A 12,811-nucleotide genomic window follows, 5' to 3' on the forward strand; every position below is an offset into this window, starting at 1 on the left:
TATTACGACATGAGTCAGATTGATCAGACACACACCTTGCCACTCAAACCCCTTCACTTACCCCTTGAGCCCAGCTTTTGGCCTCTACCTTGGGGGTATTGGAGTCTGTTTGCGCTCATCGCTATCGCTCTCATCTTGAGCCTTGTTATACAGCGCAAACTGCGCAATAAGAAACGAGCAAAAAAAGCGGCGTTACATATTCTAAAGCAAGGCTCAAACTGTCTAACGGTTTCAGAAGCACAAGAGCTAGTGCGACAGGCCGCGTTAAGTTACTTCCCACGTAACGATATTGCCAAGCTAACCGGAGAAAAGTGGCTGTCGTTTTTGGATTCACAGCTTGCTACACCTCGTTTCTCTCAAAACAAAGAGCAGTGGCAATCAATATTGTATTCATCAGGGGTCAAGGATCACGCCATCAACGCATCCTTAATTGAAGACTGTGGGTATTGGATAGAACATGCCCTGCCGCCAAAAAGAAAATACAAAGACTGGAATGCATCATGAGTGGCTTTACCTTTGAATGGTGGTGGATGCTGTTCGCTCTCCCCCTCCCCTATGTGGCATTTCGCCTGCTAAAAGAACAGAGATCTTCATCGCTGGTTGTGCTCCCTCACGTCACTCAGGCGACAGTCACTCGTGACAAATCAGAGAAGATTGCAAAGCTATTCGCTATCTTAGCGTGGATTTTGCTCGTCATTGCCAGTGCAAGACCGGTTTGGTACGGCGACCCTATCGAGATTCACCCTAAGCATAGAGATATGATGCTGGTAATCGACCTGTCTTACTCCATGAGTCAAGAAGACATGAGAGAAGGCAACGATTACATCGACAGGCTCACAGCAGTGAAACAAGTGGTCTCTGACTTTGTCGACAAGCGCTCTGGAGACAGACTAGGACTGGTGTACTTTGCGGATCATGCCTACCTACAAACGCCGCTCACCTTTGATCGCGAAACAGTAAAAACGCAGCTTGATCAAACGGTACTAAAACTTATCGGCACCCAAACCGCTATTGGTGACGGTATAGGTTTGGCGACCAAAACCTTTGTCGATAGTGATGCTCCGCAGCGCGTGATGATATTGCTCAGTGATGGTAGCAATAACTCAGGCGTACTCGACCCTATTCAAGCCGCTGAAATAGCCAAGAAGTTCAACACCACTATCTACACCATAGGTGTCGGTGCCGGCGAGATGCAGGTACAAAACTTCTTTATGACTCAAACAGTGAACACCGCAGAAGACCTTGACGAGAAAACCTTGATCAAGATAGCGGATATGACCGGAGGCCAATACTTTAGAGCTCGTGATGCGAAAGAATTAGCCACTATCTACGACACCATCAATGCCCTGCAACCTATCCAAAAGGCGACTCAATCTTGGAGACCCAGAACAGAGTTGTTCATGTGGCCCGCATTCATCGGATTACTATTGGTTGTCGTGACCGTGATGATAAGGAGAAATGATGTCTAATTTTGAATTTCTTTATCCCGAGGCCTTCTGGTTACTGATACCCCTGGCCGCAATCATAATGTGGCTAAAAAGCACGACTGCACACTCACAAGTGATCGCTTCTCATCTAGCAACAGCAATGGCAGATAAGCCCTCAAACAGCAGACGCCACTATGGATGGGTGGCATTGCTTGGCGTCATTCTCACTGTCTCGTTAGCCGGCCCTAGCTTTGAGAAACAAGCCATTCCTGTATCTCAATCTGAACACGCGCGAGTGCTGGTGTTGGATATGTCTCGCTCTGTGTATGCCAACGACATCAAGCCTAGCCGCCTTGCTCAGATCAAGTACAAGGCGCAAGATCTATTGCCATTATTAAACCAAGGCCAAACAGGCTTAGTGGCCTATGCCGGTGATGCTTACACGTTAAGCCCGTTAACCACCGACTCTGCAACCCTAGCCAACCTTGTTCAAAACCTATCGCCAGAGATCATGCCGATACAAGGGGCGCGAGCAGATCTAGCAGTGAAGCAAGCCATATCAATCATGAAACAGGCAGGCTTGAATCAGGGTGAAATTGTACTGTTTGCCGATGATCTCGATACGCAAGAGTTAGAGCAAATCAAAGCGCAATTAAGTGAGGGAAATTGGACGTTATCTGTGCTCGCCTTTGGCACTTCGGCAGGTGCGCCAATCCAGTTGTCTGATGGCTCACTATTGACCACCAACAGTGGCAAAACAGTTATAGCCAAAACCCAATTAGGAAACCTTCGCGCGGCCGCACGAGCAGGGAATGGTCAGTTCGAGAAGTACCGTCACGACAATCAAGACATAGCGAACCTTGTCTCTGAGTCAGCATTTGATGCTGTTAACACAAACGCCAAGGGTGAGGAGTTAGAAGCCAAAATCAACAATGGTTTTTGGTTGCTGCCATTAGCCCTGCTGTGCGCTCTTCCTTTATTCCGTAAGGGTGTCATTTTCTCATTCATTGCGATGATGTTTAGCTTTGGTTTTACCCCTAACCATGCGCAAGCATCGGTCTTAGATAGTGCTTTTTCAAACGCTAACCAAAGAGGCTTGGCCGCGTTTCAAGAGAAGGACTATCAGCGAGCAAGTCAGGAGTTCAAAGATACTAAATGGCGCGCTGCTGCCCAGTATGAGAGTGGTGATTATGAAGGTGCGATCACTAGCCTTGAAGGCCATTCTGATACGGACTCGCTCTATAACCTTGGCAATGCCTATGCGCAAAATGGCGAGCTAGACAAAGCCATTGCAAGCTATGAAATGGTGTTACAACAAGAACCTGACAATGCCGATGCCAAGTACAACCTTGATATTGTGCAACAGCAACAGCAACAGCAACAGCAACAGCAACAGCAACAGCAACAGCAACAGCAAGATTCTGATAGCGACTCACAACAGGATCAACAGGACAAGTCACAGCAGTCCGAAAGTAATAACAGCAGCCAAGACCAAACAGACTCAAGCCAAAGCCAGCAGTCTGAGCAGTCTGAGCAGTCTGAGCAGTCTGAGCAGTCTGAGCAGTCTGAGCAGTCGCAAAATAATCCGCAATCTCAACCTTCACAACCCGAGGACTCTGACGCACAAGAGAAATCGGCGCGAGGTGAAGAGCCAGAACAACAACAGCCTCAACAGGAACAGCAGGCTCAAGCTGAGGCCACTGCGAATGAACAAGAATCAGACGACGAACAAGGCGAAGGCAAACAACAAACTGCATCCCTTTCACAGCAGCAAGAAGTAGACCCTGATATTAGAAAGCTAGAGCAAGTGGAAAGCGTGAGAGATCCTAGCTACCTGCTTCGCGCACAGATGCTCCTTCAAGCCAAAGATAAAGCAGCTCCCTCATCAACAGGGAAAGATTGGTAACCGTAATGATTAGATGTAAACCCCTTATCACCACAATAACCCTAGTGACAGGCCTAGCTTGTAGCTTCTCGTCGTGGGCACTGAATATGACTGCCAGCGTGAGCAAAACCAATGTCAGCAAAGATGAGGTTATCCAGCTCAAAATAGTCGCTGACGAAAGACTCGATGGCGAAAAGGTCAACTTTGATGCCCTATCCAATAACTTCTATGTAGGCAGACCCAGCTTCAGTTCATCGGTCAATATCATAAACATGAAGCGCACCGACACCAGTGTGTGGACAGTGTCTATCGCTCCACAAAAAACAGGAACAATCACTATTCCAAGTTTTAAAGTGGATGACGCAACCACCGACCCCATCACACTAAAAGTGACGGCTGGCGAGCAAGTGCCAACTACCGACGATATCATTGAAGTACGCTCAAAGATTGGCAAGAAAGAGCTTTACCCTAATGAGAGTACTAAGCTTGATGCTCGCATCATCGTTAAGGTTGACCCTCGCCGATTACAAAATCCGAACCTAACTCAACCTCTTGCTCCGGGCTTACAGATCGAGCCTCTCTCTGAGCCTAAGCAATATCAAGCGGTACTTGATGGCGTTGAAGTGCTGATCATCGACCAAGAGTTTCGAGTAACTGCAAGCAGTAGTGGTGATTTCTCAATAAAGGTTCCCACTTTGACCGGCGTGGTTCGTTACGGTAATAACCGTTCTAGCACCCGTATCATTACGCTTGATGGCAAATCTCCACAAGTCGACTTGAAGGTACTTCCTGTACCAGAGAACTATCAAGGTGCGTGGTTGCCGACGTCTAAGCTAGATCTATCGCAAAGTTGGCAACTGGATAACAACAAAGAGTTCTCCGGTGACTCGGTGACGATAGATGAGGGTGACTCCCTAACACGAACCATCACGCTCACCGCAGCTGGGTTAAGCGCTTCGCAACTGCCAAATCTGACCATTAATAACCCTGAAGATTTTCGCGTATACAGTGAGAAACCTGCGTTTAGCAATAATGATGATGGCTCAGTGACCATGACGACCAAGCAGGTGCTCATAGCAAAAAGAAGCGGTGAGTTCTCGCTGCCGAGTGTCCCCGTGCAATGGTGGGATTCTGTAAACAAAAAAGCCCAAACCAGTGAAGTAAAAGGGCTCAATGTGGCGGTCAATGCGAACGCGTCATCGAGTAGCGCGCCTCTTCCACCACAAGCATCTGCTACCCATGCTCAGCCAGTGAAAGACAGCGGCTACTGGCCAATGCTAACCGCTCTTTTTGCCGGCTTATGGATCTTCTCTACTGTGATGTGGCTGCGCGCCAGACAACAAGGCCCATCAACAGCGCCAAGAGTAAGCAATGGTAAAGCGCTCCCTTTGAAATCAGAGCTAATAGAAGCCATACAGCAAGGTGACCCCATCAAGGCACAATCACTGCTAGAGCAGTGGCTGACTACCCAAGATGTTGAGCCTAAAGATGCCAAAGCCATTCGCAATGAAATGAATTTGATGAGTCAAACGGTAATGGGGAAAGAGCCCGCTCAATGGAAGGGAGATAAGCTTGTGGGCCTGATAAAACGGGCTGGGACGAGAACAGGTCAACGGACAGACGACCTAGCAAAACTCTAAAATAGAAACTACTTTCAACCGCCTTCTCGAAGGCGGTTTATTTTTGGGAGCGCTTAAATAGCCCTGCAGTTATTAACCCAACCAAAGCAATCCGAATTACTAGTAAAATGTAAGAAAACGTCTTTATTTGTCATACATATGATCAGGCACTTTCATGCGTGATCAAGATCACCAATCGAATTTCATTTAAACACGTGAAGCTAGGTTAACCATGACGCCCATGTCACAAATAAAGACTCGTCAATAGCACTAATATTAATTAGGTCACATTTACACAAATATAAGTAATGATGATATATGAGATTTACTTCAAATTTAATCTATTGACATGTAACAAAATTAATATTTGTAATAAAATTTCATTTCAATAATGTGATTAGGCGACTAAATGCCTACTTGACACATATTTTTAAGTGACATCAATCACACTTAGTCCTTATTTCCCAATGCAGAGACATAAGCAGATAATAACCCCAACAACAACGAACACGAATAACTGGGACTTATCATGCTATACGACCTCATTGACCACGACCTCATCGATGTAATCAACCACTCTGAATACCAGTGGGAAGACGCAGTTAAAGAAACCACCCGTTACTTGCAAGACAAGGGCTATGTAACCGAAAACTACGCAAACGCAATCATCCAATCGACGCACGATAATGGGCCATATTACGTTCTTTGTCCAGGTATTGCTATGCCTCATGCCCGTCCAGAGGCTGGTGTTTTGAAAACAGGACTAGGTATCCATGTCTTTAGTACACCTGTCGATTTCGGCTCAGACCTTGGACCTGCCAATGTATTACTAACGCTAGCAGCAAAAGATTCAGATACTCATATTGAAGTGATTCAAGCTCTTAGCGAAATGTTAGTTGATGAAGAAAATATCGCAAAGCTTGCTGCTTCATCATCTAAAGAAGAAGTTCTCGAAATAATCAAAAGCTACTAAGAGCCTTTAAATAATAATAAGGAATATAACGTGTCTACAAATGCAAGAGCTAAAGTGCAAGCCTTCGGCGGTCATTTGACTGCAATGGTATTGCCAAATATCGGAGCCTTCATCGCTTGGGGCTTTATTACTGCTTTATTTATTCCAACAGGTTGGATACCAAACGAGTATTTTGGTGAACTAGTTGGACCAATGATTACTTATTTATTGCCTCTACTTATTGGTTACACTGGTGGCCAGATTGTTGGTGATAAGCGTGGAGCCGTAGCGGGTGCTATTGGTACCATGGGCGTTATCGCTGGTGCCGAAATTCCAATGTTTGTCGGCGCTATGATAATGGGTCCACTGAGTGGCTGGGTTATCGTACAAATCGACAAACGCCTACAAGATCGAATTCCTTCTGGTTTTGAGATGGTAGTAAACAACTTCTCGCTAGGCATCTTTGGCATGCTGATGTGTTTGTTTGCTTACGCTATCGTTGGGCCTGCTGTGAGTGCGGCCAACCTATTTGTACAAACAGGCATCGAAGCACTAGTCGCAACAGGTTTCCTTCCTTTACTCGCTATCATAAACGAACCAGCCAAAGTACTGTTCCTAAATAACGCGATTGACCAAGGTATTTATTATCCGCTTGGCCTACAAGCAGCTGCAGAGACAGGTAAGTCTATCTTTTTCATGGTGGCATCTAACCCTGGCCCTGGTCTTGGTATGCTTCTGGCGTATGCAAAATTTGGTGAAGGACTGAGTAAGCGTTCAGCACCAAGTGCCATTATCATCCACTTCTTTGGTGGTATCCATGAGCTTTACTTCCCGTACGTTCTAATGAAACCAACGATGATTCTTGCCATGATTGCTGGTGGAGCGACAGGTATAGCAACCTTTAACATGCTTGATGCTGGTCTAGTTGCTGGCCCAAGTCCTGGCTCTATCTTCTCTTACTTAGCATTAACGCCAAAAGGTGGCTTCCTAGCAACAATTGCAGGCGTAACAACAGCAACCATCGCGTCATTCTTAGTAGCAAGTGCCATCTTGAAAATGAGCAAGAAAACGTCTTCAGAAGACGAGTTTGAACAGTCTGTAACAGACATGAAAGACATGAAGGCTGAAGGTGCTGCCAACGCAACAGCTCAAGCAAGCACAGCTAACGACGCAAAAGATATTAAGTTTGTTGCATTTGCTTGTGACGCAGGAATGGGCTCTAGCGCAATGGGTGCCTCCACTTTCAAGCGAAAACTTGAAAAGGCGGGATACGAGGTCGAAGTTAAGAACTTTGCTATCGAAAAGGTCCCAAGTCATGCAGACGTTGTTGTGACTCACGAAAGCCTAGAAACACGCGCAATTAAGGCTACAGGTCTACCGGTAGTCACGATTAAAAACTTCATGCATGACCCAGCATTAGACAACCTACTAAATACGATTGGTCAGCAAGCCTAAATAAATATTCAGGGGTCACGTTGTGGCCCCCTTCGGAGAAAAATCATGGTTCAAACAACAGCAGCTGTAATTTGTGGTGAAAAAGACGTTCAACTAAGAACATTCGAACTACCAAAAATTTCTGATGACGAGCTTCTAGTAAAAAACATTTCAAACAGTGTTTGCCTTTCAACTTACAAAGCAGCACTTTTAGGCACAAAACATAAACGCGTACCAGAAAACATTTCTGAGGTTCCTGTTATTACAGGACATGAATACGCAGGTGTTATTGTTGAAGTAGGAGCCAACCTTAAAGACAAATTCAAACCAGGTGAACCCTTTGTTCTTCAACCAGCAATGGGGCTCCCTACGGGTTACTCACCGGGTTACAGCTACGAAACATTTGGGGGTAACGCAACCTACTCGATCATCCCTAAAGTCGCTATCGATCTTGACTGTGTATTACCCTACAAAAGCACCTATTATGCAAATGCATCATTAGCGGAACCAATGTCGTGCATCATTGGAGCGTTTCATGCTAGCTACCATACAACTCCATATGTGTACGAGCACCAAATGGGCATCAAAGAAGGCGGTTCACTTGCGCTACTTGCTTGTGCTGGCCCTATGGGTATCGGTGCTATTGATTATGCGATCAACGGCCCCGTTAAACCAAAACGCATTGTTGTAACGGATATTGATGAAGCGCGTCTTTCCCGTGCAGAAAGTCTTATCCCTGTATCTAAAGCAGCAGAGAACGGTATTGAGCTGTTCTATGTTAATACAGCAAAAGTAGACAACCCTGTTGATTACCTCAAAGAGTTAAATGATGGTCAAGGGTATGACGATGTCATGGTATACGCAGCAGTAAGCCAAGTACTAGAGCAAGCAGATGATCTTTTGGGTAATGATGGGTGTTTAAACTTCTTTGCCGGTCCAACAGACAAGCAATTTAAGGTACCATTTAACTTTTATAACGTTCACTACGAAGCAACACATATAGTCGGTACCTCTGGAGGTTCTACTGGCGATATGGTTGAATCTATTGAACTTTCTGAAGCGAACAAAATCAACCCGTCATTCATGGTGACACACGTAGGTGGTCTTGAAGCTGCTCCTCATACGATACTGAATCAGTTAGATATCCCTGGCGGTAAGAAGCTCATCTACCCTCATATAAATCTACCACTGACGTCTATCGATGAGTTCCATACTCTCGCCGATGTTGACCCGTTCTTTTTAGAGCTAGACCAAATTCTAAAAGCCAACAATTACGTTTGGAATGAGCCAGCTGAAAAAGCACTGCTCGAATTCTACAACGTGAGCTTAGCAGGCTAAGTACCGAAAACGGCTGTGGTAGTGGAGACGCTGCCATAGCTCAACGAGGAATTAATTATCTTGAACCAAGAAGAGTTATTAGATGCCTTAGATGATTGCGATTCAGCGACCAGTTTTCTCAAGATATCAAATAAATTAATCAACGACAGATTAAAAAAGCTACTACCCAGAGTCTTTGTACAAGACCCTTTGGTGATGGAGTATGCCGTTGTCCCTCTTCTAAAAGAGGATGGTCCTCTAGTAGCAACCGATGTAGTGTCTAAGTTAATGTTTGCTATGGGAAAAATCTCCCTAGAAACCTATGCCGACATAGGACTCTTTAACCAGATGCTGGATTTTGTGAGTAAGAACAATGAAACCATCCTCTTTGACGATGACATGGTTTATGACTTCATAACGAACCTGTCAACGTTCTCTAAGGGTGAAGACAACATCTACCTGGATTCAATTAACCAACTTAGATTTTCATCGTTTGATTCATTCTCGAAGGCTCGTTATGAGTCGTTGATTAAGACCGTACTCAAGCTCTCTTGTGAGAAATTATTGGAAAGCGTAGAGAAAGAAATACTAGATTAAGGTTTTGAACATGAAAGTGTCGTTAAATGTCAGTGGCTTTGAAACAGAAGCTGTCTTTTCTGAGAGAAATATAGAACAAATCCATAAACCCCTTGTAGAAAAATTCACCCGTCTCTATAAAGAGAAGCAAGGCCGTACCGTCATTTTTCTGTGTGCGCCTCCAGGCAGTGGCAAGTCAACCTTAGCCGCCTTTTGGGAACACCTTTCAAACACAACTCCAGAAGTTGAACCTCTACAAGTGTTACCTTTTGATGGATTCCATTATCCCAATGAAATTCTCGACTCCAATTATACAATTCGAGATGACCAAAGAATCACACTTAGAAGCATTAAAGGGTCTTATGAAACCTTCAATCTGACCGAACTGATATCCAAGCTAAAACAATTAAAGGTCAAAGATCCCACATGGCCATACTACGACAGAAATCTACATGACCCGGTGGATGATGCCATCAATGTAGACAAAGAAATCGTCGTCATAGAAGGAAACTGGCTATTACTGGATGAACCCGTTTGGAACGGTTTACATGAACTAGCCGACTTTACTATTTTCATGGATACGGACCCTAAGTTCCTTGAAGAGCGATTAGTAAACCGCAAAATTAGAGGCGGTTCGACGGAAGAGGAAGCTCTGGCTTTCTATAAAAAGTCAGATTCAAAAAATGTAGAAAAAGTACTCAGTCACTCCGTAAAAGCTGACCTTACACTGTTTATGAATCAAGACGGTTCATTTGAAATTAACTAATTTGAATTAGGAGGTCGTGATGGAGATCGTCGTCGACAGCCACACTCATACTATTGCCAGCGGGCATGCGTACAGCACCATTATCGAAAATGCATTAGCATCAAACAATAAAGGGCTTAAACTTCTTTGTACAACAGATCATGCTCCTGAGATGCCCGGAGCCCCCCACTACTGGCATTTTAACAACCAGAGAATTTTGCCCCGCTTTTTACATGACGTTGGAATACTCCGAGGAGTGGAAGCCAACACCCTTAATGTGGAAGGACAGCTCGATCTTCCACCTTCTTCCTATCAACATTTAGACTGGGTCATAGCCAGTTTTCATGAGCCTGTATTCACTCCTTCAACCGAAGAGGTGCATACCCGAGCTTTAATAAACGTAATCAGGAACGGACAAGTTGATGTACTAGGCCACTTAGGCAATCCCAACTATCCGTTCGATATAGAAGCTGTATTAAAGTGTGCAAAAGAACATAACGTCGCCATAGAAGTAAACAATACCTCACTCACAGGCAAGAGTCGCAAAGGCAGTGATGTTCGGTGTTCGCGAATTGTAGAGTTAGGTAAAGAGATAGGTGTCTACTTTACTACTGGATCAGATGCCCATTTCTGTGAAGAGATCGCACGTCTGGATTTGGCGAAGACTTTGCTGTCACAACACGAAATCGATGAAAGTAAGATCCTCACTACCTCAACAACACGCTTTCTAAACTTTTTACTGTTACGTGGTAAATCACGTATCGAAGAATTTTCTCATTTGTATTAAAGAATCCAATTATGACAAACCAAGAAGACCTAAATAAAAAACAACTCGCAAACGCCATTCGCGCCTTAAGCATGGATGGTGTTCAACAAGCTAACTCTGGTCACCCAGGCGCACCTATGGGTATGGCTGACATCGCTGAAGTCCTTTGGCGTGATCATTTGAACCATAACCCACAAAACCCAGAGTGGGCTGACCGCGACCGTTTTATTCTGTCAAATGGTCACGGATCAATGCTGATCTACTCTCTGCTTCATTTGACGGGTTACGAGTTATCTATCGATGACCTTAAGAACTTCCGTCAGTTGCACTCTAAAACGCCAGGCCACCCAGAATATGGTTACGCACCTGGTATCGAGACCACGACAGGTCCTCTAGGTCAAGGCATCACCAACGCTGTTGGTATGGCAATGGCTGAAAAAGCACTTGCCGCTCAGTTCAATAAAGAAGGTCACGACATCGTTGACCACTACACCTATGCATTCATGGGTGACGGCTGTCTGATGGAAGGTATCTCACACGAGGCGTGTTCTCTTGCGGGTACTCTAGGTCTTGGCAAGCTAGTTGCTTTCTGGGATGACAACGGCATCTCTATCGATGGTGAAGTGGAAGGCTGGTTCTCTGACGATACGCCTAAGCGTTTTGAAGCGTACGGCTGGCATGTCATTCCAGCAGTAGATGGCCATGATGCACAAGCAATCAACGCGGCTATCCTTGCGGCAAAAGCAGACCCTCGTCCAACACTTATCTGTACTAAGACAGTGATTGGCTTTGGTTCGCCAAACAAAGCAGGTACGCACGACTGTCACGGCGCACCACTGGGTCAAGATGAAATCGTTGCGACTAAAGCGGCCCTTGGTTGGGAGCACGGTCCATTTGAAGTTCCTGCTGACATCTACGCAGAGTGGGACGCAAAAGAATCTGGCGCTGCAAAAGAAGCGGCTTGGAATGCGAAATTTGAAGCTTACGCAGCAACATACCCTGCTGAAGCGGCTGAGCTTAAGCGTCGCGTTAACGGCGAGCTTCCAGCTGAGTGGGAAGAGAAAGCAAACCAAATCATTGCTGATCTTCAAGCAAACCCAGCCAACATTGCATCACGTAAAGCATCACAAAACGCACTAGAAGCGTTTGGTCAAATGCTTCCTGAGTTCATGGGTGGTTCTGCTGACCTTGCGCCATCAAACCTAACCATGTGGTCTGGCTCTAAGTCTCTTGAAGCAAATGACTTCTCAGGCAACTACATCCACTACGGTGTACGTGAGTTCGGCATGACGGCTATCATGAACGGTATGGCTTTGCACGGCGGCTTCGTACCGTACGGCGCAACCTTCCTAATGTTCATGGAATACGCGCGTAATGCAATGCGTATGGCTGCTCTGATGAAAATTCAGAACATCCAAGTTTACACTCACGACTCTATCGGTCTGGGTGAAGACGGCCCAACTCACCAACCGGTTGAGCAAATGGCTTCTCTACGTTTGACTCCAAACATGAGCACATGGCGTCCATGTGACCAAGTTGAGTCTGCAGTAGCATGGAAACTGGCAATCGAGCGTAAAGACGCGCCTACAGCGCTTATCTTCTCTCGCCAAAACCTAGCACAGCAAGAGCGTGACGCTTCTCAAGTGACTGACATCGCTAAGGGTGCTTACATCCTTAAAGATTGTGCTGGCACTCCAGAGCTCATCATCATTGCAACAGGTTCTGAAGTAGAACTCGCAGTTACAGCGCAAGCTGAACTAACAGCAGCAGGCAAAGCGGTACGTGTAGTATCAATGCCTTCTAATGACGCGTTCGACAAGCAAGATGAAGCGTACCGTGAGTCAGTACTACCATCATCAGTGACTAAGCGCATCGCGGTAGAAGCAGGCATCGCTGATTACTGGTACAAGTACGTTGGTTTCGGCGGCAAGATCATTGGCATGACTACCTTCGGTGAGTCTGCTCCAGCAGGCGAACTATTCAAGATGTTTGGCTTTACTACTGAAAACGTAGTGAAGACGGCGAAAGAGCTTTTAGCTTAATTTTAAAATCGCAATAAAAACAAAAGACCAGTAGCCTACAAACTACTG

The 12,811-nt window shown here is 45.5% G+C and carries 11 protein-coding genes; all 11 read left to right on the forward strand.

What is annotated here, in order from left to right; translation table 11 throughout:
* Nucleotides 1–9: 9 nt before the first annotated feature.
* The 11 genes from OCU35_RS18480 (at nucleotide 10) to tkt (ending at nucleotide 12,763) form a co-directional block, all read left to right on the forward strand.
* The gene (locus tag OCU35_RS18480; protein WP_065210449.1) at nucleotides 10–504 is read left to right on the forward strand and encodes a DUF4381 domain-containing protein; all 495 of its coding nucleotides are present in this window, start codon (nucleotides 10–12) and stop codon (nucleotides 502–504) included.
* Nucleotides 501–1,469, forward strand: coding sequence for a vWA domain-containing protein (locus OCU35_RS18485; protein WP_261826183.1), 969 nt, complete (start codon nucleotides 501–503; stop codon nucleotides 1,467–1,469). Before OCU35_RS18480 ends, OCU35_RS18485 begins: the two co-directional genes overlap by 4 nt.
* Complete coding sequence (locus OCU35_RS18490; protein ID WP_261826184.1) at nucleotides 1,459–3,333, forward strand: vWA domain-containing protein; 1,875 nt, start codon at nucleotides 1,459–1,461, stop codon at nucleotides 3,331–3,333. Before OCU35_RS18485 ends, OCU35_RS18490 begins: the two co-directional genes overlap by 11 nt.
* 5 nt (nucleotides 3,334–3,338) lie before the next feature.
* A complete protein-coding gene (locus OCU35_RS18495) occupies nucleotides 3,339–4,952 on the forward strand; it encodes a BatD family protein (protein ID WP_261826185.1) in 1,614 nt (537 codons plus the stop codon).
* 508 nt (nucleotides 4,953–5,460) lie between these two features.
* Complete coding sequence (locus tag OCU35_RS18500) at nucleotides 5,461–5,904, forward strand: PTS sugar transporter subunit IIA (RefSeq protein ID WP_102427549.1); 444 nt, start codon at nucleotides 5,461–5,463, stop codon at nucleotides 5,902–5,904.
* A 30-nt stretch (nucleotides 5,905–5,934) separates the two neighbouring features.
* Nucleotides 5,935–7,338 (forward strand): PTS mannitol transporter subunit IICB, encoded by a 1,404-nt coding sequence (locus tag OCU35_RS18505; RefSeq protein ID WP_290242873.1) that lies wholly within the window; start codon nucleotides 5,935–5,937, stop codon nucleotides 7,336–7,338.
* A gap of 45 nt (nucleotides 7,339–7,383) precedes the next feature.
* The gene (locus tag OCU35_RS18510; protein ID WP_102381818.1) at nucleotides 7,384–8,655 is read left to right on the forward strand and encodes a zinc-binding dehydrogenase; all 1,272 of its coding nucleotides are present in this window, start codon (nucleotides 7,384–7,386) and stop codon (nucleotides 8,653–8,655) included.
* A 57-nt stretch (nucleotides 8,656–8,712) separates the two neighbouring features.
* Complete coding sequence (locus OCU35_RS18515) at nucleotides 8,713–9,231, forward strand: MltR family transcriptional regulator (protein WP_170875140.1); 519 nt, start codon at nucleotides 8,713–8,715, stop codon at nucleotides 9,229–9,231.
* Nucleotides 9,232–9,241: 10 nt separating this feature from the next.
* Entirely contained in the window at nucleotides 9,242–9,976 is a 735-nt protein-coding gene (locus tag OCU35_RS18520; RefSeq protein WP_261826186.1) for a nucleoside/nucleotide kinase family protein, read from the forward strand.
* A 19-nt stretch (nucleotides 9,977–9,995) separates the two neighbouring features.
* Nucleotides 9,996–10,742: a phosphatase gene (locus OCU35_RS18525; protein ID WP_261826187.1), complete on the forward strand. Its 747-nt coding sequence runs from the start codon at nucleotides 9,996–9,998 to the stop codon at nucleotides 10,740–10,742.
* An 11-nt stretch (nucleotides 10,743–10,753) separates the two neighbouring features.
* On the forward strand, nucleotides 10,754–12,763 hold the full coding sequence (gene tkt / locus OCU35_RS18530; RefSeq protein ID WP_261826188.1) for a transketolase: 2,010 nt from the start codon (nucleotides 10,754–10,756) through the stop codon (nucleotides 12,761–12,763).
* The last annotated feature ends 48 nt before the right edge of the window (nucleotides 12,764–12,811 follow it).

The organism is Vibrio breoganii, from assembly GCF_024346795.1.
Classification (GTDB): domain Bacteria; phylum Pseudomonadota; class Gammaproteobacteria; order Enterobacterales; family Vibrionaceae; genus Vibrio; species Vibrio breoganii.

Excerpts from the sequence above, each read along its gene's own strand:
- OCU35_RS18525 (WP_261826187.1), top strand. The coding sequence starts at position 9,996 with ATGGAGATCGTCGTCGACAGCCACACTCATACTATTGCCAGCGGGCAT.
- OCU35_RS18480 (WP_065210449.1), top strand. The coding sequence starts at position 10 with ATGAGTCAGATTGATCAGACACACACCTTGCCACTCAAACCCCTTCAC.
- OCU35_RS18490 (WP_261826184.1), top strand. The coding sequence starts at position 1,459 with ATGATGTCTAATTTTGAATTTCTTTATCCCGAGGCCTTCTGGTTACTG.
- OCU35_RS18520 (WP_261826186.1), top strand. The coding sequence starts at position 9,242 with ATGAAAGTGTCGTTAAATGTCAGTGGCTTTGAAACAGAAGCTGTCTTT.
- OCU35_RS18495 (WP_261826185.1), top strand. The coding sequence starts at position 3,339 with ATGATTAGATGTAAACCCCTTATCACCACAATAACCCTAGTGACAGGC.
- OCU35_RS18500 (WP_102427549.1), top strand. The coding sequence starts at position 5,461 with ATGCTATACGACCTCATTGACCACGACCTCATCGATGTAATCAACCAC.
- tkt (WP_261826188.1), top strand. The coding sequence starts at position 10,754 with ATGACAAACCAAGAAGACCTAAATAAAAAACAACTCGCAAACGCCATT.
- OCU35_RS18510 (WP_102381818.1), top strand. The coding sequence starts at position 7,384 with ATGGTTCAAACAACAGCAGCTGTAATTTGTGGTGAAAAAGACGTTCAA.
- OCU35_RS18485 (WP_261826183.1), top strand. The coding sequence starts at position 501 with ATGAGTGGCTTTACCTTTGAATGGTGGTGGATGCTGTTCGCTCTCCCC.